Here is a 24,146-nt window from a genome sequence, read left to right as displayed (position 1 = left end):
CGGCGACTTCTACGGCTCTTCATCTCCGGACGCGCCGAGCACCTCGGCGGCCATCGCGCGCCGGCTCTGCCACAAACGCCACGCCAGCCAGGCGGCGTTCAGACCCGCCACGAAGGTCCAGAACTGGAACGCCTTCGGCACCGCCCGTGCCACCAGCGGCGGCAGCTCGGCGATCTGCAGCACGCTCCCCGCCGCATAAACCGGCAGCGTGATCGGGGAAACGCCCATGATCCACACGGCCAGCGGCCAAAGCCGGTCGTCGATCGCACCCATCACCGATCCCACCATCAGCGGCAGCGCCCCGGAAAAGATGGACACCAGAAAAACCGTCCGCCCGCCGCGGGTCTCCAGCAGCGCCTGGAATCCCAGCACCGCCGCCAGCAGCACCACCGCGAAATACCCGCCCACCGCCGGCGGCACCACCTGGCCCGGATACCACGCGGATTCGACGATGCTCTTGGTGAAAACGTACCACGAAAACGCCCCGGCGGCCGCCATCAGCGCCATCCAGCCGAAACCCGTGGCAGGATCACCGAACATGGGCAGCCGGGTTTTCCCCTGCTTGAGCGCCCGCCGCCAGCCCTCCCTCTGCCGGTCGGAGCTCGGCGTGATCATCATCGCGAACAGATACAACAGCAGCAGCGCGAACACCCCGTAGACCCCCACCAGCGCCACCGCCTCCGCTTTTTCCGGGGCGCTCTCGCCCACCAGCGGCACCAGCCGGGACACGCCGCGGCTGGGGAAAATGTTGCCCGGCTCGATTTCCGGGAGGGCCGTGCCGAGCAGCAGCACCTGGATCCACACGAAGAACCCCGTCGCCCACGCCTTGCCGAGCAAGTGGGACTCCGCCCGCCCCCAGCGCCGGCACAGCATCCGCAGGAAGGTCAGCATCAGCCCGAACTGCGAAAACACCGTGAACCACGCCTCCGAAAAATCGAGGTTGAAGAACTTCACCGTCGGCAGCAGCCGCTGCGTCGCCTTCACCATCGAGGCCGGCACCTGCGGCAGCAGCGAGGGCAGCGACTCCTCCAGCACCGGCCAGATCGTCATGTAGCGGAAGGTCACCAGTCCCAGCTTCGCGAGCTGCGGGATGATCGTGTAGAGGCTGACCACCAGCCCGATCGAGGCCAGGAACGCCCACCGCCGGTTTTTCACCACCGTCCCCGTCACCAGCCCGGTGAAATGATACAGCAGCGCCGACGACAGCAGCACGCCGTACAGCTTCACCATCACGCCCCAGTCCACCTTTCCGAACCACACGCACCACAGCGTGAAGGGCATCGTGGCCAGGAACATCGCCCACTCTTTCACCGGCAGGCCAAACAGGTAGCCCATCACCTTGGCCAGCGGCGACATCGGGATCAGCCGCTGGTAATCGATCGTCCCCTCGTCCCGCTCTGCCGTCATCCCGCCGGCCACCTGCGCGGTCCCGAGGATGAAAAGAATCACGCCCTGGAGCACCAGCAGCGGGATCAGCGGCCCCTTCTCCGCGTCCTCCGGATGGAGGTGGAACCGATGGAAATTGATCGACCGGGACATCGCGAACAGGAAGCCCGCCATCATCACGGCCAGCAGCACCGACACCCCGCCGCCCCTCAGCCGCAGCCGCGAGCGGCAGTAGCGGCGGAAGATCGGATTGCTCCCCACCTTCCACCAGGGATGCCGCACGGCTCTCGTTTCCTCGCTCATCATTTCCGGTTCGATTCGGCCACCTCCACCAGGATCTCCTCAAACGACGACCGCCTTTCCTCGAAACTCAGCATCCGGAAACCCTCGTTCACCAGCCCCGCCATCAGTTCGGATTGTAGGAAATCATCGCCCTCCAGGTCCACCGTGACCCGCTCGCCCTCGCGCTCCATCGCGCCGATGCCCGGCTTCCCCTCCATCCACGCCATGGCATGCTCCACGCGGGAAACAAAGTGCAGCGTCACCTTGCGGCCGGCGTTTCCCAGCAGTCGGCGCACCTCCTCGGCCGTGCCCGCGGCGAGCAGCTTGCCGCGGTTCATCACGCACAAGGAAGTGCACATCTCCGCCAGCTCGCTGAGGATGTGCGAGCTGACAAATACCGTGGCGCCGGTCTTCGCCAGGTTCCTCAGCGCCGTGCGCAGATCGCGCCGGGCCAGCGGATCCAGCCCGCTCGCCGGCTCGTCCAGGATCATCACCCGGGGCCGGTGCAGCAGCGTCTTCGCCAGCACCACGCGCTGCGTCTGGCCGCGGGAAAGCTTGTGGCACCACGCGTTGCGCTGGTCGGACATGCGCACCTCCTCCAGGCACTCCGCCACCCGCTCGCGGCGGGCTTTTCGACGACCGATCCCGTAGGCCGCCGCATGGAAATCGAGAAACTCCCACACCTTCAGGTCCGTCGGCACCGGCGCCAGGTCGGGCATGTAGCCCACGATCCGCCGTGCCTGCTCGCGGTCCTCCAGAATGTCCACCCCATCGAGAAACACCTCGCCGTAAGTCGGCTCCATCAAGGTCGCCAGCACCCGGAAAGTGCTTGTTTTCCCCGCCCCATTCGGGCCCACCAGGCCGAACACTTCGCCGGCCGGAACCTTCAGCGAGACGTCGTCCACGGCCACGAAATCGCCGTAGTCGACCCGCAGGTCGCGGATCTCGATCGCCGTCGGCCGCGCTGTCACCTCGCCTTCCATCATCGCCAGTCCAGCGGGTCCCAGTCGGCCGGCAGGGTCAGCCCGAACTCGGACATCTCCTTGTTCGCCGCCTCGCGTTGCTGATCCTTGTAGGTTTGGTAAGCCTCCCGCTGACCGGGCGTGAGCACCGACTCGATCGCCTGCTCACGATCGACTCCGGGGCGGGCTTCGATTTCCCCTGAAGCCCCCTCGAAGCGCATCGACGCGTCGTAGTCCGGCGAGCCCGCCGCCATCACGCCGAAAAGCCGGTCGCGCTGGGACTCATCGAGGTCCACGATGTTGTCGATCCGCTGCACCCGCATGTCGGCGTAGTCCTGCACCCGCCCGGCCTTCTCGTGCAGCCGGTCGGAGCGGAACTGGGCCAGCTTTTCGCCCTGCAGCACCGTGCTCATGAAGCCGTCCAGTCCGTCGTCCGCCCGCGCATTCTGGGCCGCCTCGGCCAGGTCCGTCATGGTCGCCCCCTCGCGGCTGACCACGTTCATCCAGTGCTCGGCCTGCTCCTGCGCATGGGCCTCGAACCACGCCTTCACCTGCTGCTGCTGCTCATCGGTCAGGTCATACTTCCGGGCCACCTCACCAGCCAACGCATCGTATTCGCGCTGCAGCTGCTTCGCATGCATCCGCTCGAAGATCGGCGAAAGATCGCGCGCCAGCGGTTGCGTGGCCCGCAGCAGGTCGTCGGGCGTCACCTTGCCGCCGTCGCGCAGCTTGCGGGCGATGTCGCCGATCCCCTCGCGCAGCGTCCGCTCGCGGTGATCCGTTTTCCCATCCGCCTCGAAGGCCGCGATCCGGTTCTCCGCCTTCTTCAATTCGGCCTCGAGTTCGCTCACCCGCTCCTCCGCCGACCCCTTTTCGCCCGGCAGGCTGTCGCGGAAAAACGATGCGCCCACGCCCCCGATCACCAGACCGAGAACCAACGGGACCGCCATGCGAAGAGAGGAAGACATGGGTGGATCAGAACAGGTTCGAGTGAAGCTGCCGTGAGCCTGCCGTGAAAACTTCGCCAAGCCAAATCAATCCTCACGTCGGCTTGCCGGCTCCGGATCCTTGCAAAGTGGTTCCGTTGAGTTCAGCCTACCGCATGGCCCTGCTCCGACTGGTCTGCATCAGCTTCGTCTCGGTCGGGCTTTCGCAAGCCGAGACGATGGCTTGGAACATCCCCCTTGAGCTGCTTCAGGTTGGCGGCTTGCATCAACTTACGCGAGCCGTCGGCACGATCGAAAACTCCGACCTCGTTTCCAATCAGGATGAACTCTGGGACTTGTCAGGCATCCTGAAGATTCCGGTGTTAGCTCCTGAGACACTGGATCCGAATTTCGACCCGTTTTCGTCATCGGCCGACGACGGCCAGTTGAAGGTACTCGAACCGCGGACTTTCCCAGGAGACTTCGTATTTTGGAACCAATCGCGTCGCCAAGTTGTCGCGCGAGGGAGCGCGGCCGACCTCTACCTCCTCGATCACACCATCTTCGAACTGGCAACGCCCGTCCAGGCCATCCTCACGTTGGATTTCAAGTCCGGCAGTGAGCACCGATCACTGAAAATCAGGTCTCGCTCCGGGTGCACGTCATCGGCGACCATGGGGGATGTGCATTGGGAATTCTGCTCCAACTTCAATTCCGAACAAACCCTTGCTGACATTTCCGTCCATGTCGAAAGCGCCTTACCTTCAGGAAAGGTAGGAATCCAAACCGCGGTCACCCTTGTCGCCTCCAAACCATTATGCGTGGCCAAGTGGAGAATGGACGATCTCGAAAGCTCCGTCACCCTTGGATTGGAATTCGTTACTTGGTGGGGAACCCCAGCTGGGCAAATCCGTCAAACTGAAGATGGCACCACAGCCAGGTTGCCATTGGCCGGAAGCCACGCTCACACCGATCCGGTCGCGCTGCCGAATGGCCTGTTCTTTCAATGTCTCAAGTTCCCCGCTGCCCGCTTTTCCGACCCGGTTGAGATGATCACCGCAATCCCTGAAGATGTTAAGGAAATCATCCCCGAAGGCTTGACTCAGGCGCAAGATCTCTTGAGGTCGATGGGGTTTCGATCGGAAACAGCAAATGCGTTTGCGGGCTATGATCCGAGAGGAGAGCGTATTTTTGTTATCGATACTCAAGATAACCTTGATCTGCTCAAGGAGATCTCAACATCCGGCTGCATAATTTCACCCCATCTCATTGAATGCAGCATTGGCGCCGGGAATGCCGACGCCATGATTCTAACCCGATCAGGTGAAAAAGCTCATCTTTCAGTCAGCGATCAGATGATCGATTTAGCCCCCAATCGGTCCAGCAATGGCTCTCTCATCGACCTCGCCATCCACCTCGCCCATTTTAGAAGGGCGTCCGATTTTGTGTCGGGTTTGACGGTCGTCAATGGGATCGAAACCACGCTAGGCACATTCGGCGATGAGCCGATCTCCGTGAAAGCCAGCGTGATTTCCCTGAAGTAGGCGCTCTTTCAATTTGGGTTTCCCATCACCACCCGCGACTCCACGGCCTTTCCCGCCGCCACCCGCGCGCCCGCCCAGACGACCGAGTCCCGCACCACCGCGCCGGCCTCGATTTCCGCCCGCGGGCCGATCACCGACCGCTCCACCTCCGCCTGCGGCGAAATCTTCGCCCCGGAGTGAATCGCATCCGCCAGACCGAGGTCGCGGTGCGCAGCGAGATAGCTGGCCTCGTCGCCGAGGTCGAACCACACGCCCTCGTCGAGCAGCACCCCGCCGATCCGGCCGCGTTTGGCCAGTTCCAGAAATGCCGGGATCACCGAGACCTTTCCCCCCCTCGGGATGAACTCCAGCAACTCCGGCGAAAAGCAATACACCCCGCTGAAGTGATGCGTGCCCTCGCCCTGTCCGATCCTGTTCCGGATGTCGCGCACCCGTTCGCCATCGAAGGCGATGTGCCGCCCCGCGCCCTCGCTGCGCAGCGCCAACGTCACCGCGTTTCCCGACCGCTCATGCGCCTCGATCAGCAGCTCCAACGGCATCGACGAGTAGATGTCGCCATTGTGCACCAGCACGTCCTCGTCCCCGATCCATGCTTCGATGTTGCGGATCACGCCACCGGTTTCCAGCAGGTAGGGTTCATGGAAAAGATGCGTCGGCCGGCCCATCCAGTCCCCCTCCATCGCCACGATCCCGTTTCCCCCGCGAAGCGCTGACTCCCGCCAGCCACCTTCGCACGGCACGCCCCACTCCGGGTCCATCCATTTTCCCGGCAGATGATGCGTGTTTACCGCGAAGCTCTCGATCCCCGCCGCCCTGCACCGCTCCGCCGCCCAGCCGACCATCGGCTTGTGAAACAGCGGCACCAGCGGTTTCGGCAAAACATTCGTCAACGGCCGCAACCGCGTCCCAAGCCCCGCACCTAACAAAAATGCTTTCCGGATCATATCCAATTGAGGGACCAGGATGGATGGGATGAATAGGATGGTTTGAAAAACAGAACCCGAGAACCAATCCCATCCATCCCGTTCATCCTATCCATCCTGATCAAAGTCCCCGGCAGCCCTTGGTGACTTTGCGGTTCAAAAATCCAAGCCCAGCAAGTGCTTCGCCGCCTGCGCCACGTCCTTGTCGCCGCGGCCCGAGAGGTTCGCGATCAGGATGGAATCCTTCGGCAGGCTGCCCGCCACCTTCGACACGTAGGCCATCGCGTGCGAACTCTCCAGCGCCGGCAGGATGCCCTCGCAATGCGCCAGCTCCTTGAACGCCGCCAGCGCCTCATCATCCGTTGCGTAGGTGTATTCCGCCCGACCGATGTCCTGCAGGTAAGCGTGCTCCGGCCCGATCGCCGCGTAGTCGAGCCCCGCGGAAATCGAGTGCGTCAGCTCGATCTGCCCGTCGTCGTTCGCCAGCAACCACGTCTTCGTGCCTTGCAGCACCCCGAGCTTCCCGCCCTGGAATCGCGCCGCGTGCTTTTCCGGCAGGATGCCCAGGCCCCCCGCCTCGACGCCCACCAGGCGCACGCTTTCATCGTCGATGAACGGATGGAACAGCCCGATCGCGTTCGATCCGCCGCCCACGCAGGCCACGAGCAGGTCGGGCAAGCGACCTTCCTTTTCCAAAATCTGCTGGCGCGCCTCGACCCCGATCACCCGGTGGAAATCCCGCACCATCATCGGAAACGGATGCGCCCCCAGCGCCGAGCCGAGGATGTAGTGCGTGTGATCGACCGTGGCGACCCAGTCGCGCATCGCCTCGTTGACCGCCTCCTTCAGCGTCGCCTGCCCCGCGGTCACCGCCCGGACTTCGGCTCCCATCAGCTGCATCCGCGCCACGTTCAGCGCCTGCCGCTCCATGTCCACCTTGCCCATGTAAACCACGCACTCCATCCCGAAGCGCGCGCACACCGTCGCCGTCGCCACCCCGTGCTGGCCGGCCCCCGTTTCCGCGATGATTCGCTTTTTCCCGAGCCGCTTCGCCAGCAGGATCTGACCGATCGCGTTGTTGATCTTGTGCGCGCCCGTATGGAGCAGGTCCTCGCGCTTCAGGTAAATCTTCGCCCCGCCGAGCTTCTCGGTCCACCGCTCCGCGAAATAGAGGGGAGTCGGTCGCCCGCAGTAGTTGGCCAGCAAGTCATCCAGCTCCGCTTGGAACGCCGGATCCTTCCGGGCCGCCTCATAGGCCTCCGTCAGCTCGGCCAGAGGCGCCATCAGGGTTTCCGGCACAAACATCCCCCCGAACTTCCCGAAGTGTCCGGTCGCATCTGGAACAAGCGTCGCTGCCATGGCGGCCGGACGAAACCACAGCCCGCCGGGGAAATCAATTGTCGCAAGCAATCCGCTCTTGCCTTTCCGCTCGACCCTGGACCTGCCCGGCCATTCTCTTTCTCGTTTCCGTCCTACCGCACTTTCGATGTCCAAACCTCCCAAGCCCACCGTCGCCAATTACCGGGAGTTCAAGGATTACCCGAAGATCGTGGCGGCGGTTTCCCGCATCCTCGCCCGCCAGCGCTTCGTCGCGCCCGTCGATCTTTTCGTCGAAATGGGCCTGCTGATGCCCACGGATCTCGAACGCTGGAAGCGCGGGCAGGTTCCCGTGCTGGAGCGCGTGATCCGCTGCAACCTCACCAAGGCCGGCCGCATCCTCCGCCTGCTCCGTTTTCATGCGCACGACCTGAATCTGAAGCCTTCGCTCACCGTCTATCGGCACCGCAGCCACAGCCTGCGCTTCTCCCGCAGCGGCGAACCGAAGATCGAGGAAGCGTATGCCACCCACCTCGTGGTGGTGGGGAAACGCAATGCGGGTGACAAACCGCAACCTCCGACGTGATGCCGACGCCCTCGCGCTGCGGTGACCCTACGGAGAAGGAATTTGCAATTCCTTCATCTTCCACCCACCACCCAAGGGGTTGAAAACCCCTTCTCCATAGCACCGTGGTTTTGACATTCGGCAGGCGATGAAGGTCACTTCCCGATGCATCCGCGACACACAGTGCCATGCAGGGAAATGATATCCAGAACGCGGAGGGCCGCATCGACCACCACAGCCCGGTGGTGGAGAAGGTGGCACTCTTCCGCTCCTTGTTCCGCGGCCGGAACGACGTGTATCCCCGGCGTTTCGAGAGCCAGCGCAGCGGCCGCTCCGGCTACGCCCCTGCCTGTGGCAACGAATGGGTGCGCGGCGTTTGCGAAAAACCCCGGATCAAGTGCGCCGATTGCCCCCATCGCGCCTTCCTGCCGGTCACCGATGAAGTGATCCGACGGCACCTTTCGGGAAAGGACTCGTCCGGCGCGGCGTTCACCGCCGGAGTCTATCCGATGCTGATCGACGAGACCTGTCATTTCCTCGCCATCGATTTCGACAAGGATTCCTGGGGCGACGACGTGCGCGCGGTGATGGCCACCTGCCACAAGCTCGACATCCCCGCCGCCCTCGAACGCTCCCGCTCCGGCAACGGCGGCCACGTCTGGCTGTTCTTCGCCGAAGCCGTGCCCGCGACCCTCGCCCGCAAGGTCGGATCCTTCCTCCTGACGGAAACGATGGAGCGCCGGCCCGAGATCGGCCTCGCATCCTACGACCGGCTGTTCCCGAATCAGGACACGCTGCCGAAAGGCGGCTTCGGCAATCTCATCGCGCTGCCGCTGCAAAAGACGCCGCGCATGAACGGCAACAGCGTGTTCGTGGACGACGCGCTGGAGCCATGGCCCGACCAATGGGCCTTTCTTTCCAGCGTCCGCCGCCTGTCCAAAGAGCAGGTGGAAACCCTCGCCCGCGATGCGGAAACGCGCGGCCGGGTGACCGGAGTGCGCTTCGTTCTCGCCGACGACGAGAACGATCCGGAGCCATGGAATGCCCCACCGTCTCGCCGCCGCAGAGAACCACCGCTCGAAGGCCCGCTCCCATCCAAAGTCGAAGTGGTTCTCGGCGATCAGATCTATCTCGCCAAGGACGCGCTAACCGCCCCGCTGCGCAACCGCCTGCTGCGCCTCGCGGCGTTCCAGAATCCCGAGTTCTACCGCGCCCAGGCCATGCGGCTACCGACCTACGACAAACCTCGTATCATCGGCTGTGCCGAGGACCTTCCCGAGCACGTCGGTCTGCCGCGCGGATGCCTCGATGAATTGCGGGCGTTCTTCAAAGCCCACAAGATCAAGGCCCGGATCCGCGACGAGCGCGTGGCGGGCAAACCGCTGGATGTCGCTTTCACAGGCAAGCTCCGCCCGGAGCAGGAAACGGCCGCCGCCGCCATGCTGGCCCATGACACCGGTGTGTTGTCCGCCACCACCGCCTTCGGCAAGACGGTGCTCGCCGCTCATCTGATAGCCGCCCGGGGAGTGAACACGCTGGTGCTCGTCCATCGGCAACAACTGATGGAGCAATGGGTCGAACGACTCTCCGCCTTCCTCGACATTCCGGCGAAGTCCATCGGCCGGCTCGGCGGCGGGCGCAAGAAACTCACCGGAAACCTCGACGTCGCGCTGATCCAGAGTCTGGTGCGCAAGGGGGTGGTCGATGACCGCGTGGCGGACTACGGCCATCTCATCGTGGACGAATGCCATCACCTCTCGGCGCAAAGTTTCGAACAAGTCGCCAGGCGGACGAAAGCGCGCTTCGTCTGCGGACTCTCCGCCACCGTCGCACGCAAGGACGGGCATCACCCGATCATCTTCATGCAGTGCGGCCCGGTCCGGCACCGCGTTGATGCCAAACAACAGGCCGAGGCCCGGCCGTTCGCCCACCATGTGCTGGTCCGGCCCACCGGTTTCCGATCTTTGACCGAACCCGATCCCGACCGCCGCCTCGAATACCAGAACCTTTGCGCCGAACTGATCGATTGCGCGCCGCGCAATGAAATGGTCCGCGACGAAGTGATCGCCGCGTTGCGCGAAGGGCGATCGCCCCTTGTTCTAACGGAACGAACCGAACACCTCGAAACGCTCGCCGGACTGCTTCGCCCGCAGGTTCCTCATCTCGTCATCCTGCAAGGCGGTATGGGCCGCAAGGCCCTGCGCACGGCGATGAAAACACTGGCCGCCATCCCCGCCGATGAAGCCCGCGTGGTCATCGCCACCGGACGCTTCGTCGGCGAAGGCTTCGACGACCCGCGGCTCGACACCTTGTTTCTCACCATGCCCGTGTCGTGGCGCGGCACCATCGCCCAATACGCCGGACGCCTCCACCGCCTGCACGACGGCAAACGCGAGGTCCGCATCCACGACTACGCCGACCTCGACGTGCCGATGCTTTCCCGCATGTTTGACAAGCGCTGCGCCGGCTACGAGGCGGTCGGCTACACGATCCTGCTCCCGGCCAGCGCTATGCCCGGCTGGCCCGTCGAAGTGCCGCTGCCGGTCGATACCGCATGGAAAAACGACTACGCCGCCAGTGTCCGGCGGCTCATCCGAGATGGCGTCGATGTCCCGTTGGCGGGTCTCTTCGTCGCCGCCAGCCGACCCGTCTCCGACGAATCTCGTGCCCGCAGCGCCGCGGAAGCGTTCCTTTTCCAACGCCTGGAATCCCTGACCGAAACCGCCGGCCTGTTCCGCCTCAACGTCAAGCTGCCGATCCCCTTCGACGGCTGGAGCGAGATGGAAGTCGATCTTTACGCCTCCGCCCTCAAGCTCGCCATCGAGATCGACGGCCCGCAACACCTCTCCAACCCCGCCGCCTACCGCCGCGACCGCCGCAAGGACGTGCTGCTTCAGGAACACGGCTGCCACGTCCTCCGCTTCCTCACCGAGGACCTGTCCAAGCACCTCGACGCCACCCTTGATGCCATCCACCGTGCTGTCGCCCACCGGCGGCGGACAAGGTGACGCGATGTTGATCTCGTGCCTGAAATCATCCGTCCAGCTCCGGCACGGAATCGACAGAACGCGCAATCCGTGCCATAACCTCTTTCCATTCTTCGAGCACAAGAGTGATCGACGAGGTGTGCGACCAGGGCGATCAAGCTCGGGACGAAAATGGACCAGGATACAGTCACACACATCCTACATCGGGGCTTTCTCCTCATCGCTGGCCAGGATCACCCGGGCGTTCACCATCTTCCGACTCGACGGACGCGAATGCCCGCCGCTTCACATCATCTCCCAAATTGAAGCGGAAGATGGGGGCTGATTTATAACTGCCCCGACGAGCACCCCGATCGTTGCGGACCCTGCGGCTTGCCGGGTGACCAAACAGTGCCTCGCGGAGGTCTTTTCCCACGGCACCGCCAAACGAGCGAACCAACCCGGGCGTGATTGGATTGGAAAGACCGGAACCACCAACGAAGCACGGGACAACTGGTTTTTGGGTTCGGACCCTGAGTTCACGTGTGCGGGGTGGGTGGGCTGCGACATTCCTACCACTCTGCACGGCGCGTCGGGAGGCAAGTTTGCCCTGCCTCTTTGGGTGGAGATCATGCGACAGGTGCCTCCGGAGGGCAAACAGGCCGGTCGCGGACGTTGAGTTTGCTCCCGGGTTTGGAACCGATGCATGCGAGTCCAAGGAAACGGGTAATCGCCGCTCTGAGCAGATGATCGACATCAGGCCGATACCGCCGTATCCATGGCCGGGCACCGTCGAATACCGGCTGGCTAGCACCACTTAATTTAATTAGGGCTTCCTAAAGACTCACTCCGCATGGCATCAGCTGCACAGGTGAAAGCCCTTCTCCAGAGCCACGGCCACGGGGACGAGGCGCGTTTTTACGCAGTCGCGCTCCAAGTGGCGGCGGCGGAGGCGCGGGCGGGGCATGCGAAGCTGGCGCGTGAGATTCGTGATCTGGTCGAGCAGGCGAAGGCCCGGAAGGGGGAAAGACGGGCGCAGGCGAACATCCTTCCCCTTTCACAGCCGCAGGGTGAGGCGGCGGAGTTGCTCGAACCGGTTCATTCCGACCTCCGGGTGAAGCACCTGGTGCTGACGCCGACCTTGCGCGAGCGGGTGGAGCGGATTGTGGCGGAGCAACAGAACCTGAACCGGCTGAAGGAGCACAACCTGCGACCGCGGCAGCGGCTGCTCTTCACCGGACCGCCAGGATGCGGGAAGACGATGACGGCGAGCGCCCTGTCGTCCGAGCTGAAGCTGCCGCTGTTCGTGATACGGCTCGATACGCTGATCAGCCGCTACCTGGGCGATTCGTTGTCAAAGCTGCGGGTCATCTTCGACACCGCGAACGAAACGCGGGCGATCTACTTTTTCGACGAGTTCGACGCGATCGGCTACACCCGCGATGCTCCGGGAGAGGTGGGAGAGATGCGGCGCCTGCTGAATTCCTTCCTGCTGTTCATCGAGCGGTTGTCCAGCTACAGCCTGATTATCGCGGCCACCAATCACGGCCACCAATCACGGCCACCAATCACGGCCACCAATCACGGCCACCAATCACGGCCACCAATCACGGCCAGCGGCTCGACAAGGCGCTCTACCGGCGATTTGACGACCTGGTCGAATTCGAGCTGCCCGGCGAGGACGAGATCCGGCAGGTGATCAAGGACCGTCTGGCCGGGGTGAAAGTCTCGACCTTGTCGTGGCCGTAGATCCTCCCGGCGGCGAAGGGACTCAGCTACGCTGAGATCACCCGGGCATGCGAGGAGGCGGTCAAAGGGATGCTCATCCATCGGAAGAGCCGGGTGGTCACCGCGATGCTGGTGGACGCCCTTACCGAGCGGCGGCTTTTCCTGAATCACTGAGCGGTCCATGCCAGATGACGACCACCTTCGGTATCCGCACATCCCGTTTTCCGGGAAGGCGATTCCGGATTCCTACACCCATCCTCAAGCTGGAGGCGGCAGCGGGTTCAAGCGGTTCGACAAAAACCGAGTTTCGCAGGCAAGGACTCTCCTCCAGGGCCTGACGAGCGCGCGGGAGAGCTTTGAGGAGGCCGGCGCGGCCCAACAGATCGCGGAGGAGAAATTGTCCGACTACGGACTAATCCTGCGGATCGAATCAGAACCGGGATATCCGTTGAAGGTCGAGAGCTTCGATCAGATCAGGGCGACGAGGAAGCGGGACTGCATCGAGCTTCTCAATTCCCAGACCACCGGCAGCGAAGGTCGGGAGATCACCAGGGCGGCGGTCTTCGTGCCCTACGGGAAGCTCACGACTTTCGAGGGGAAGGTCGATAATTACGGAAAGGGGAATCCGAGTCACGGGCCGATGACCGGGGACGATCTCTGGGCGAACGTGCGTTCCATCGGCTACGCGGCGCTGGAGGCGCTGTGGACCGAGAATCTACCACTGCCCGCCCCGGACATGGATTGCTGGTGGGAGGTCTGGATCCGGCGGGGCGGGTTCGACTGGGAAGCGCAGTTTCTGGGTGAGTGCGAAGTGAAAGGGATCCAAACCGGGAATTCCCGCCTGCAGTTGCCCGAGCACGTGGTCCGGCCCGTCCGTGGAACCCGGGCACAACTGGAAGGATCGTTGGCTCTTTTGAACTGCCTGGCTGAAGTGAGGTCGCCGCGCACCTGTTCGCTGCCACTCGTCGAGATGGCCGTGGGGGGAGCAAGCCGATTGGCAGGAGGAGGCGTTGGAGCGGATCGACTTCGCACCCGAGTCGGCCGGGGTGGTAAGTCTTCTGGACGTCGGGGTGAACCGCGGGCACCCGCTGATCGCGCCCGGGCTCCATAAGGACGACATGCACACGGTGGATCCGCCGTCCGGGACGGCGGACCATCCGGCGGCACCCCACGGCACGCAGATGGCGGGGCTGGCGCTCTATGGGAATCTGGTGGAGCTGCTGCGATCCAGCAAGGCGTGGCGGCAAGGCCATCGACTGGAATCGGTCAAGGTGCTCAAGAACACCGGGGATCACGAGCCGGAGCTTTACGGCTAGGTGATGCAGTCCGCGATTTCCCTCCCCGAGTCCCAAGCGGTCCGTCTTCGGTCGTATTGCAATTCGATCACGGCGGACGCTCCGCATGCGGACGGGCGGCCGAGTTCGTGGTCGGCGGCCGTCGATGCGGCGATCGCCGGGGCGATGGAGGCGGATGAAGCCGATCCTCGACCGCGCCGTCTGCTTTTCACCGCGGCGGGAAACTATCGAGACCTCGTGAACGGTTACGAGTATCCAGGCAGCCTCTTGGCGGTGGAGGGAGGAATCGAGGATCCCGTCCCAGGCATGGAACGCTGTGACCGTAGGAGCTACGACGCGCTTCGACCAGATTCTTGAGGAGACCGACGAGGCCGGTCGCTCGAAAGCCATCGCAGCCGCCGGTGGTTTGGGTCCGACATCCCGGACTTCGGAGAAGTGGACGAAGTTTTGGCCCTTCAAGCCGGACATCGTAATGGAGGGAGGCAACTGGGGTCGTGACGAATCGGGGGATGCGATCCCCTTCGATTCGCTCCGCCCTCTGACAACCTCTCCGCGGTTTCCCACGCCGTTCCTGACGACATTTGCCGATACCAGCTGCGCGACAGCCTTGGCCGCCCGGCTGGGTGCCCGCTTGCAGGAGCGATACCCGGAACTGTGGCCGGAGACGATCCGCGGTCTGGTCGTACACTCGGCCCGATGGACGGCGCGGATGCTCAACGGGCGTGATCCGCACCGGATGAGTGCCATGGAGACCAAGGAGCTGCTGCGACAGGTCGGTTGGGGAGAGCCGGACGAGCGGCGGGCGCTGGCGAGTGCCGAGAGCGCGGCGACGATCGTCTGCGAGAACGAGCTTCAGCCATTTCACAAAGTCGGCAGTTCCATCGCGACGAAGGACTGGCACATCCACTCACTCCCCTGGCCGACGGAGCTTTTGCTCGGCGCGGAAGAGGCCGATGTCACTTTGCGGATCACGCTCTCCTACTTCATCGAGCCGAATCCCGGCTCCCGTGCGCAGCCGACCCGAGGCCGGTATCGCTACGCAAACTGTGGACTCCGCTTCGAGGTCAAGGGGCCTACCGATTCGAACTTCGCGTTTCAGAGTGGTCTGAACGCGCGGACCACGGCGGAGGAAGAGGATGACGGTTCCTCCTCCGAGCTTGCGGATCGGAGCGGTTGGGTGCTCGGCACACAAGGCAGGCGCATCGAAGGCTCACTGCACCAAGATGTTTGGCGTGGCCCGGCAGCCTATTTGGCCAGAATGGACCAGATCGCGGTGCTGCCGGTGACGGGTTGGTGGCGCACGCGCAAGTTTCCGGAGGGTCACGAATGCCACGACTGCCATGAACGACGGATCCGGTACAGCCTGATCGTCAGCATGGAGTCGGAGACAAACCTGCCGATCTATTCGACGATCTCGACGCTGATCGGAGTGCCAGTGGAGGCGATGTAGGATTCTTCGCCATTCCAATCCTTCCATCCGTTCTCAATGCCATTCGCGCTGACTGCGCGGGCTTGCTTCGTCGTCGGGGAATCATCGGGATCGAGACTCATTCCCCCGCACGGACCGTGTGGAGGGCAAATGCGTCGAAGACTTCAAAACCCCTCGGTGAACACCTCGCTGATGCCCGCGGCCCACCAGGTGGCGGCGATCAGGGTGTCGGGCAGGTGTTTTCTGCCGAGCCGGTTCAACATTTGATCCCGAGCCCCAGTAGCCGCACCTGCCTGCGGAACATGCCGAGATCCTCCTCGCGGACGGCGAGGGTGGTTTCACCGGCGCGGAGGCAGAGTTTCTCGAGATCCTTGCTGCGGGAAATCAGATCGGCGGTGCGGGCGTCGCGGCACTCGAAGAGGATGGCGCCGCCGGATTGGCGGACGGCATCGCCGTTCTCGCGGGCTTGTATGAGGAAGGCGAGCGTCGTTTCCGGAAGCGGTTGGTCGTCGCGCTCTTCGAGAAATTTCGTAAAGCCATCGGGGTCCTGGCCGGACTCCACGGCATCAAGCGCGCGGGAGTCATCGAGCCGGAAGGCATCGTCGCCTTCGGGCTGGGCCCAGGTTTCGAGCTGGAGACGCTCGGTGGGGGAGAGGCTCCCGGAGGCCACGCGGATGGTGCGGTTGCCCAGGACGGTGAGGCGCACCTGCGCGGCGGGGCGGGTGGGATGGAAGGCGGTGTTGCCTCCGCTCAGCACGTGCTCGCCAAGCGGATTGATGCGGAAGGCCTCCAGCCCGTCGTAGCGGGACAGCCACAGGTAGTCGTCCATGCCCCAGTTGTCCACCGGACGGGCGTGGTCCGGGATCCCGTAGGCGATGTCCACGAGGCCCAGGGTGGCGGCGTGCTCCATGAGGAAGCACATCAGGTAGCGGTTCTGCAATACATCCCAGCCGCCGAATCCATCGTAGCCCAGCGCGCCGTACTCGCGGTCGGCAATGTAGAGCTTCCAGGGATCGTTCGATACCTCGAACAAGATCCCCGCGGCGCGCATGTAGCGGGAGAAGCCGTCGAAGGGAATCCACTCGCCCGTCGGGCATTTTCCGAGGGCCTCCAAAACGGCGGAACGGCGCGGTGCCCTTGCTGTGAGAGAACCCTTGACCGACTGCCCCTTGATGACGTCGATCCGGTTGAACTCGTCGTAGTCCCTGTTGGCGATCCATTTCCGCCAGATCGCTGCGATGACCTCCCCAGCGGGCTTTGCCACGGCCTTTCGCCCCTGCGGCGTGAGGAGGGATTTCGAGCCGCCGATGGAAACGAGCCCGGCGGCATAAAGCATGCGGGTCCAGCCGACCGGCTTGATCGGGCCGATTTCTTGATCCCAGGGTTGCGGATTCGGAATGTGTACCCGTTCGGGCGGAAACCAATCGCCGCTGGTCAGCGCGGTCTCGATGGCGGCCAGCGAGTTCTTCGACGGCATACCGGTTTTCCCGCCGAATCCGAGCTTGCCGGTGGCCGCGAGGCGGAGCATCGCGCCGAGTTCGGAAAGCGCCTCGCCCTCGGTGTGGCGGACCCACCGGTCCTCCGTTGCGACGGGCTCCGGGATGCACGGCACGGTGACCGCCGCCGGAGCGGGCACCAGGGGACGTAATGCCGCGGCCAGATCGGACGGAACTACGCGGGATCTACTGGGGCCATCGTAGTAGAAAAACAGATTTAACCGCGTGGAATTCTGCGGCGTCTGATATCGGGAGGAGAAGCCGGGCTTTTCCGGGACGGTGAAGAAGACGGCGTCGCGGCCGTACTTCGCGCTGAAGCGCGGAGCGTCGTGGAAGAGGCCGGGATTGTGGACCGCCTCAATCACGGCGAGGCGGCTGGTTTCGTCGAGTTGATCCATCGCCATCGCCAACCCGGGGCCGGAAAGCTCCGCCTTGATGCGATCGATGAAGTCCGCCTTCTTCGTCGCCTTCGAGGCGGGTGCGAGGAACTTGAGCCGGTAGCGGAGTTCATCGACCGTTTGATTCCACAGGGTATCGTGCAGCGTCGGCATGAGGTGAGCTTCTCTGCCCGGGCCGGGATTTCAACCGCGCGGATTTCCCGGCCGGCGCTTGTCGGAGTTCCTTGCCCCGGCAAACGTTTCCGTTCTCGCGTCGGCTCCTCCCTCCGCGCTTCCGGCTTGGCGTGATGCGCCGGAACTATCCGGCCCTCCATCCGTGGATGGCTTCATGAACCCGGGCGGCGGGGAGGAACTCTTGCTCGAGGCGGCCGTTGGGGAGGGCGAGGAGGTGCTGATAGAGGGCGGTTTCCTCCGAAGTGAGGCCGACGGGCGATGTGCAGGAGGCGAGCACCTTTTCCGCTACGGCGGAGGCGGAGTGGGTTTCGAAAACCTCGTGCGTCATGAGCAGAGGAGTGAGATGGGCGGCGTGGCCGCGGGCGCGGGAGAGCAGGGTGAGCCCCCAGGTATCGAGGTCTCCCCAGTAGCCGATGCGGGTTTCCCGGAAGTGCGGGGCGGCGAGCCAGGAGAGATTGTTCCCGGTGCCGAGGATGGCCATGACTCCAGGCAAATCCTTGGGTAGGAGATGGAGGCAGGCTTCGTTTTCGACGATGAGGATGTCCCGGGCTCCAGGACCATGGGTGGCGAGATCGATGCCGCGGACACGGAGCTGGGGGAATGGCAGGATGCGCGGTTGGCCGAGGTCGGCGAGGAGAAGCCAGGGGTCGTTTTCGCGCGCGGCATCGAGGAAGGTTTCGAGGCCATGACGGCTGGCTTCGCCGTCGAAACGGAGATCGAGCAGGCGGGCGATGAGCGGGCGGTGGCGTTCGAAGAACTTGCTGTCGATGCCGGCGAGGGAAACGGCGCGGAGGGGCTTGCCCTCGACGCAGCCGGGGCTGAGCGCCATGGCGAGCCGGGCGGCCTGGAGGGTTTCGGCGGGCGTTTTGTTTTTCCAAAGCGAGCGCTCGCGGACGAGAGCGTTGTGGAAAAGCGGATCGGCGGAGGCGAGAATGGTACGGAGCATCTCGTACTCGGCGCGCACGGAGCGGTCGCCGGCGGCGGCGATCCATTCGTCCGGGCTGGCGATTTGCCAGGCGACGGGGAGATCCACCGGTGCGCCGGTGGCCCGGAAGGTGATGGATTCCCAAAGGACGCTGCCGATGCGCAGCTCACGCCAGAGGCGGATGGTGGCGGCGGTTTCCTGCCAGTCCGAGGAGATGTCCGCGGCGGTGGGTCGGCCGATGGGCAGGCTGGCGGGCCAGGCGGACTCTTCCAACAAGCGGGCTTCGCGGAGGTCGGGGTTCTGCCACTGGCGGGCCCAGCGCGGGGTGAGATCGGCGGGGCGCTTCATGGCGGAGTGGAGGTCCGATCCGAGGGATCAGTCTGATTTGACGGATCCTTCTTCCGGGAGCGGGCGTGCTCTTCGATTTCCTCCCAGGTGAGGGATGTGAGGGTGGCGCGTTTGTTCTTGTTGTGCACGAGGACGGCGGATCGGGTGTGGGACTTGAGCAGGGAGATTTCCTTGTTGGGGGTGACGAAGAGCGGGTGCAGGCCGAAAGCGCGGAGGGCCTCGATGATGCGCGCGGCGGCGGCGGGCGAGCTTTTGGAAAAGGCTTCGTCGAGAACGATGGTGGCGTAGCACGGGACGGCGGCTCCGACCGGGCAGAGGGCGTAGCTCAAGGATGCTGTTAGAATATAACTGGCCATTATTTCCTTCTCGCCGCCGCTGCCGGTTTGGGAGCCCTTCCGCGCGCCGGAGCTGCGGCCGGTGGCTCGATCGACCTCGACGACGGAGAATTGCAGACGGTGGCGGGGATCAAGCAATGCCTGGGCCCCGAGGGTGTGGCGCTTCTCGGCGGCTTCGCGAAGCTGGCGGACGACTTCGCCAAGGGCCCGGTAGTGGGCCTCGCCTTCGTCCTCGCGCTGGCTGAGGACGATGTGGCGGAGCTTGCGCTGGGCGGTTTCCATCTGCTGGAGCGTGGGATGGGCGATGGACTGGGTGTGGAGCTGGAGGAACTGCCCCTGGCGGAAATCGACACGGCTGAGAGTGGCGTTCAGATCGGTGACGCGCTCTTGGATGAGGGTGACGTCATTGGCGATCTGGGTGAGAAGCTGGGTGACGCCCTGGCCGGAGGATTGGTTGAGGTATTCGAGGAAACGGCCGAGTTTTTCCGGCAGGGATTCGTCTTCGAGGGTTTTGAGGCGGCTCAGATAGGCGTCGAGATCGCGGAGTTCGGTGCCGACGTCGGAAAGGGCTCCGGTGTCGGCGGTCTTGGCATTTCCCATGAGGCGGATGAGGCGTTTTTCGGCATCGGTCTTCTGTTCTTCCGCGCGCTGGATTTTTTGATCGAGGGCTTGGTTTGCCGAGCGTTCGGCGTCGGTGAGTTGATGGGCGTGTTGGATGTCCGTTAGAGGAAACTCTTTGCGCGCGAGGGCGGTGTCTTCTTCGGCGAGGCCGTCGCCCCGGCGGGCGCGGGCGTGGGTGAGTTCTTTGGTTGCGGATTCGAGAGAGGTTTCGTGGCCGCCGAGTTGTTTGGTGAGGCGGGTGACTTCGGCTTTGGCACGCTTGAGTTCCTCACTGGCCTCGTCATGGCGGGCCTTGGCGGTGGCGGCGTCGGAGTCCGGGCGTGTGAGATCGGCGAGGCGTTGGCGCTGGTGTTCCAGGTCCTGCTCGGCTCCGGCGGTGTCGATCTTCGCGAAGTCGAGGGACTCAAGCTGGCCGATGAGGATGAGCTTCTGGGAACACTCCCGCTCGGCGCGGGCGAGGGTGCGGTTTTTCTCATCGAGCCTGGCAATGGTTTCGCGCGTTTGTTTGCGCTCCGCCTGGAGGGTGGCGAGGAGGTGGCGGTTGTCGAAGCCGGTCATCCATCCGGAGGCGAGCGGTTTCTGGTCCTGTTTTTCGAAACGTCCGTCGCGGTCGGACATGGTGCCTTCGACGGTCATTCCATGCTCGGTGCGGCGGAGGGTCTCGATGGACTCGACGCAATGCCGGTCGCGGCGGGAAAGAAGGAGTTTCACGTGCTCGCGCAGCGGGTGGTTCCGGTAGTCGAGCTTGCGGGTGAAGCCGTCCTCGAAGAAGCGGGCCTCGGCGGGGAAGGATTCCGCTCTCTGAAGGCGGATGTGGAGGCGGTTGTCGCGGTGATTGATCCACGAGAGGGCGTCGTCCATGCGGTGGGCGGGGACGAGGATGCGCAGACGCTCGGAGCCGATGGCGCGCTCGATGGCTCCCTGCCACCGGTGTTCGGTGGCCTTCACCTCGATCATTTCGGCGACGTAGGGAAGATCGTCGCAAGCGATGCCGAGTTCATTGGCGAGGAGTTCGCGGAAGGCCTGATGGGGAGCGGGAATGTTCGAGTTCGGCCTCGCCTCGACCTGCTGGATCTCGGTGCTGAGGGTGTGCTCGGTTTCGCGGTGACCGGCCAGCTCCGCTGCCAGATTGAGCGCATGCTGGCGTGCGTCGGCATGGGCGGATTCGGCGGCGGCTTTGACTTCGGGCAATCGCCGCCGGTTGCTGTGGAAGGTGGCTTCGTCGGTTTCGGCAGCGAGGCCGAGGGCGGTGGCATAGGTTTCGTATTGCCCGGCAGCGCCGCGGATCTGGGCGCAGAGCTGCTCCTTGGCGCGGATGAGTTCCTCGATTCCTTGGATGGCGGCACCGCCGTGGCGCAGGTATTCCTCATTGAGCGTCTGGACGCGTCGTTCGTGGTTATCCGCCAGTTCTTCGGCGGCCCGGAGGCGGGAACCGGTTTCTTCTTTGGCAACAGTGAGCTTTCCCACTTCCGCCTGCCAGAGGTGCACGGCGACCTCGGCGAACCAGACGGGCAGGATCTCCTTCAAGCAACGGCGTGCGGAAAGCTTGGCGGCGACCTTTTCCCAATCGGCCTTGCCCTGGCGGATGGGAAGGAGTGAGTCGCGCTGGCGGCGGGCGGTTTGCAGTTCCTCGTAGATGCCGTGGAGCGTGTCGAACTCCCGGGCGACCTCGGCGGCACGGTCGAAGGCCGAGCGGTCGTCGAGGACGAGTTCGCGGAAGATTTGGTCGATGCTGTTGATCTGCTTGAGACCTGCGGCGCGGTTGAGCAGGGAAAAGGCGTTTTCGCCGACTTCGAAAAAGCTGCGCACCTGGGCGAGATATTCCTTTTTGCTGGGGAAAACGCGCAGCCCGGCGGTGTCCCGGACATGGCGGGTGATCGCCGCTTTGCCGCCCTCGTGGTGGAGGGTGAGCAGGGTGTCGAGCGGTTCCGGGATGTCCCGGGCGAAAAACCAGAGGCGCTTCAGGTCGTCCGCGGCGTTGCTGCTTCCATCCACCCAGAGCAGGCCGCCGAGGATGACGGTCTGGCGGCCGTCGGAGTAGGTGGCTGTTTTCCTCCTGCGCGTTTTCCACACCGGAGACGCCGCGGATGTAGGAGATGAGGTCGCGGTCGCTTTCGTGACCGCCGGTGGAGGCGAGATTGTATTTCGGAAACGGCGCGAGCAGGGTCATCAGGGCATCGACGATCGTGGTCTTGCCGCTGCCGGTGGGGCCGATGATGGCGGTGCCCCGGGAATCGATGGCGCAGCGGTGGCGGCCGTGAAACGGACCCCAGTTGAAGACGTCGACGGCGGTGAGGAGAAATGACGATTCGTCCTCGGCGGGGAGTGCCATGGCCGGGGTATCGGGGGGCGTTTCCGTGGTTTCACTCATCGGGCGATGTGGTTTCGTTTCCCTCCGGCTCACCGGCGAGTTCGCGGAAATGTTTCAGCAGCGCGGTGAGCGTTTCCGGATTCGCGAGCCGCGTGATGAGCGGGCGGATGGTGACTTCGCCGCGCGAATCCGGCTCTGAGACGATGCCGTGGGGCTTGAGCTGGTCGAGCAAGGTGAGCAGACGCTGGCGGTTTTTCGTATCGCTGCCGGTGTCTGTCAGGAAGACCTGGAGCTGGGAAAGCAGCTCGTCCAGCGGCACGCGGACCTCGCGGACGCCGATGCCGCCTTCCAGTTCCTGCACGACATGAAATTGCCGCAGAATGGCGACGAGGAGGGACTGCTCCAGAGTCAGGCGCTGGCGGCGGACGAGCGGATGGCTCCACGCTTCATCCGGGGTGCCGGAGGCGGAGTCCGCCACCCGGAGGACGGCCAGGCCCCGCATTTCGTCGAGGTCGATCCGGAGATCGAGCGGCTCGAGGACCGCATCGATTTCTTTCCGGAGACGGAGCACGGCATTGAAATCCGCCGGCCGCGCGGAACTCTCGATGAAGCCGTTTTTCAATAACTCCTGGGCGAGAGCCTTCACCTCGGCGGGTATGCCGGAGGCTTCGGATTCATCCGCCGGTGCGGGTGCTTGCCAGTCTTCGTATGTCATCAGCCGAGTGTTTCCGGTTCCACGCGGGCGACGGCCGCCGCTTCAAGGGTGACGCGGGGGACATCGAACTGGGTGGCGATGCCGTTCCGATCCGCGATTTCGAAGACCTCGCGCTCGTCACGAAACTCCGCCTCCGTCTCGCGACCGAGCCCGAGCCAATAAGCGAGCGTTTCCAGATCATGCGTGGGCGGCAGGGCCTCCGCCAGCTCGCCGAGGGTGAGACCGCGGTTCGCGGATTCGAGCGTGTCCAAGGTCTCGCGATACAGCGCGATGCGATCGAGGCCGTCGAGCGCGTCCCAAAACTCCTCGCTCATGTCCTCGATGCTGCCGGTCGTTTCGCTGAGATCGAGATCCGCGTCGTCACCGCCGCCGGGTTCCTTGAAACGCAGGCGCTGGACCAGCGGCAGGAGCGGCATCGATACCGCCACCGGCCGCAAGGGACCGGGCGAGCGCCGGAGCGCGGCGGACGACCAATCGAGTTCCGTCGCGGCTTCCAGGATATCGTTCAAAAGCGCGCCGACGCGGTGCTGCTCACCAGCCAGCCCGGCCTTGATGAAGCCCCGCACATCACGCTCGCCCCGCGCCCGGGCCTGGATCACGCGCTCGGACTCGCGCACGAGCCCCGGCACCAGCCAGCGGAGATCCGCCCGCTGGCGTTGGGTCAGCGCGGCGGCGGACTCCGGACTCTCGAGGATGGAACGCAGGCGGGCCTTCATTTCCTCCAGCTCCACGACTTCGCCGAGCTGTTGATAGAAACTTTCGAACACGCCTCCTTCAGGTGTTTTCAGAAGCGCGTCATGGCCGTCCAGCATCAGATCGAGCACGCTGCCTCGGTTCTGATCGCTCCGCACGATGCTCTGCCGGAGCTGCCTGTCCGCCGCACGATAGGAGTCCTCCACGCGGCGGAAATCCGAACGCAGACTGAGCGCGAGTTGATAGACCTCGCGGATGCCCTCCCGCGCCCGCGAGCCGCCGAGCACTTCGAACTCGCCCTGCTCCACCCTGGCCAGCTCGGATTCCAGAGCGGCGATCCGTTTCCGAAGGTGCTCGGCGCGCTTCGAGCGGTCGGGGTTCAGGCGGGTTTCGAGGTTTTCGATCTCCCGCTGCACCGTCGCCAGCCGCGAGGCGGTGGAGGTCATGTGCTTGTCCTCCAGACTGTCGAGGAAATGAAACACCTTCTGAAACGCGTCCGTGGCGATCAGCCGGCCCTCGCGCTCGACTACCAGCCCGCGTTTAAGCCAATCGCGCAACTCCGCCCGGGCTATAGGCACCTGCTCGCCGGGAGCGATGTCGAAATCCTCGTGATTCGCGTGCTCCGCGAAGATTTCCGCCAGCTTCTCCACCGCGTCTTCCCAACGCAGCTCGTCCTGGCTTTCCTCGAAAAGAGGCTTCAGACAGCCCGCCACCAGCGGTGCCCGACGCGAAGCAAGCAGTCCCCACGACATGTTACCGCGGCGCATGCGGACATAGCGGCGGGTGAGTTCGGAAAACACCTCGGGA

The 24,146-nt window shown here is 64.2% G+C and carries 17 protein-coding genes and 1 pseudogene; 7 read left to right on the top strand and 11 right to left on the bottom strand.

The features are described from left to right. Positions 1-9: 9 nt before the first annotated feature. The 3 genes from ABXH26_RS02620 to ABXH26_RS02610 are packed head-to-tail and all read right to left on the bottom strand — an operon-like array spanning position 10 to position 3,598. A complete protein-coding gene (locus tag ABXH26_RS02620; RefSeq protein WP_353565474.1) occupies positions 10-1,692 on the bottom strand; it encodes a hypothetical protein in 1,683 nt (560 codons plus the stop codon). Beyond that, on the bottom strand, positions 1,689-2,639 hold the full coding sequence (locus tag ABXH26_RS02615; protein ID WP_353565473.1) for an ABC transporter ATP-binding protein: 951 nt from the start codon (positions 2,637-2,639) through the stop codon (positions 1,689-1,691). The genes ABXH26_RS02620 and ABXH26_RS02615 overlap by 4 nt, the downstream gene beginning before the upstream one ends. A gap of 11 nt (positions 2,640-2,650) precedes the next feature. Beyond that, positions 2,651-3,598, bottom strand: coding sequence for a hypothetical protein (locus ABXH26_RS02610; protein WP_353565472.1), 948 nt, complete (start codon positions 3,596-3,598; stop codon positions 2,651-2,653). A 134-nt stretch (positions 3,599-3,732) separates the two neighbouring features. Between ABXH26_RS02610 and ABXH26_RS02605 the strand changes: the two genes are divergently transcribed. Next, entirely contained in the window at positions 3,733-5,100 is a 1,368-nt protein-coding gene (locus ABXH26_RS02605; RefSeq protein WP_353565471.1) for a hypothetical protein, read from the top strand. Positions 5,101-5,108: 8 nt separating this feature from the next. On the opposite strand, the gene ABXH26_RS02600 is transcribed toward ABXH26_RS02605, so the two are convergent. Both ABXH26_RS02600 and trpB read right to left on the bottom strand, forming a co-directional pair. Next, positions 5,109-6,044, bottom strand: coding sequence for a sugar phosphate nucleotidyltransferase (locus ABXH26_RS02600; protein WP_353565470.1), 936 nt, complete (start codon positions 6,042-6,044; stop codon positions 5,109-5,111). A gap of 135 nt (positions 6,045-6,179) precedes the next feature. Continuing rightward, complete coding sequence (gene trpB, locus ABXH26_RS02595) at positions 6,180-7,382, bottom strand: tryptophan synthase subunit beta (RefSeq protein ID WP_353565469.1); 1,203 nt, start codon at positions 7,380-7,382, stop codon at positions 6,180-6,182. Positions 7,383-7,509: 127 nt separating this feature from the next. On the opposite strand from trpB, the gene ABXH26_RS02590 reads away from it, so the two are divergent. From ABXH26_RS02590 to ABXH26_RS02565, 6 genes are all read left to right on the top strand, one after another. Then, a complete protein-coding gene (locus ABXH26_RS02590; RefSeq protein WP_353565468.1) occupies positions 7,510-7,926 on the top strand; it encodes a hypothetical protein in 417 nt (138 codons plus the stop codon). A gap of 167 nt (positions 7,927-8,093) precedes the next feature. Continuing rightward, complete coding sequence (locus tag ABXH26_RS02585) at positions 8,094-10,913, top strand: TOTE conflict system archaeo-eukaryotic primase domain-containing protein (RefSeq protein ID WP_353565467.1); 2,820 nt, start codon at positions 8,094-8,096, stop codon at positions 10,911-10,913. 829 nt (positions 10,914-11,742) lie between these two features. Further along, positions 11,743-12,570: an AAA family ATPase gene (locus ABXH26_RS02580; protein ID WP_353565466.1), complete on the top strand. Its 828-nt coding sequence runs from the start codon at positions 11,743-11,745 to the stop codon at positions 12,568-12,570. Between the two features lie 210 nt (positions 12,571-12,780). Then, a complete protein-coding gene (locus ABXH26_RS02575) occupies positions 12,781-13,710 on the top strand; it encodes a hypothetical protein (protein ID WP_353565465.1) in 930 nt (309 codons plus the stop codon). After that, on the top strand, positions 13,646-13,915 hold the full coding sequence (locus tag ABXH26_RS02570; RefSeq protein ID WP_353565464.1) for a S8 family serine peptidase: 270 nt from the start codon (positions 13,646-13,648) through the stop codon (positions 13,913-13,915). Before ABXH26_RS02575 ends, ABXH26_RS02570 begins: the two co-directional genes overlap by 65 nt. 232 nt (positions 13,916-14,147) lie before the next feature. Next, positions 14,148-15,344, top strand: a complete 1,197-nt coding sequence (locus ABXH26_RS02565; protein WP_353565522.1) for a S8 family serine peptidase — start codon at positions 14,148-14,150, stop codon at positions 15,342-15,344. A 235-nt stretch (positions 15,345-15,579) separates the two neighbouring features. Here the strand turns inward: ABXH26_RS02565 and ABXH26_RS02560 are convergent, their stop codons facing one another. The 6 genes and pseudogenes from ABXH26_RS02560 to ABXH26_RS02535 all read right to left on the bottom strand — a co-directional run bounded on the left by ABXH26_RS02560 (position 15,580) and on the right by ABXH26_RS02535 (position 24,139). Next, positions 15,580-17,370: a hypothetical protein gene (locus ABXH26_RS02560; RefSeq protein ID WP_353565463.1), complete on the bottom strand. Its 1,791-nt coding sequence runs from the start codon at positions 17,368-17,370 to the stop codon at positions 15,580-15,582. Between the two features lie 145 nt (positions 17,371-17,515). After that, complete coding sequence (locus tag ABXH26_RS02555; RefSeq protein ID WP_353565462.1) at positions 17,516-18,664, bottom strand: DUF3322 domain-containing protein; 1,149 nt, start codon at positions 18,662-18,664, stop codon at positions 17,516-17,518. Next, positions 18,661-21,693 (bottom strand): ATP-binding protein, encoded by a 3,033-nt coding sequence (locus ABXH26_RS02550; protein ID WP_353565461.1) that lies wholly within the window; start codon positions 21,691-21,693, stop codon positions 18,661-18,663. Before ABXH26_RS02550 ends, ABXH26_RS02555 begins: the two co-directional genes overlap by 4 nt. A gap of 61 nt (positions 21,694-21,754) precedes the next feature. Next, positions 21,755-21,952: pseudogene (locus tag ABXH26_RS02545) on the bottom strand (ATP-binding protein); the annotation flags it as partial. A 31-nt stretch (positions 21,953-21,983) separates the two neighbouring features. Beyond that, a complete protein-coding gene (locus ABXH26_RS02540) occupies positions 21,984-22,646 on the bottom strand; it encodes a DUF4194 domain-containing protein (RefSeq protein WP_353565460.1) in 663 nt (220 codons plus the stop codon). After that, positions 22,646-24,139 carry a DUF3375 domain-containing protein gene (locus ABXH26_RS02535; protein ID WP_353565459.1) on the bottom strand — a complete coding sequence of 498 codons (1,494 nt, stop codon included), beginning with the start codon at positions 24,137-24,139 and terminating at the stop codon, positions 22,646-22,648. Before ABXH26_RS02535 ends, ABXH26_RS02540 begins: the two co-directional genes overlap by 1 nt. Between the last annotated feature and the right edge of the window lie 7 nt (positions 24,140-24,146).

Origin of the sequence: Haloferula sargassicola (assembly GCF_040362925.1) — a bacterium.
In the GTDB taxonomy this organism is placed as follows: Bacteria; Verrucomicrobiota; Verrucomicrobiia; order Verrucomicrobiales; family Akkermansiaceae; genus Haloferula; species Haloferula sargassicola.
Note: the sequence above shows the minus strand (reverse complement) of the source record. Positions and strands in the feature narration are given on the sequence as shown.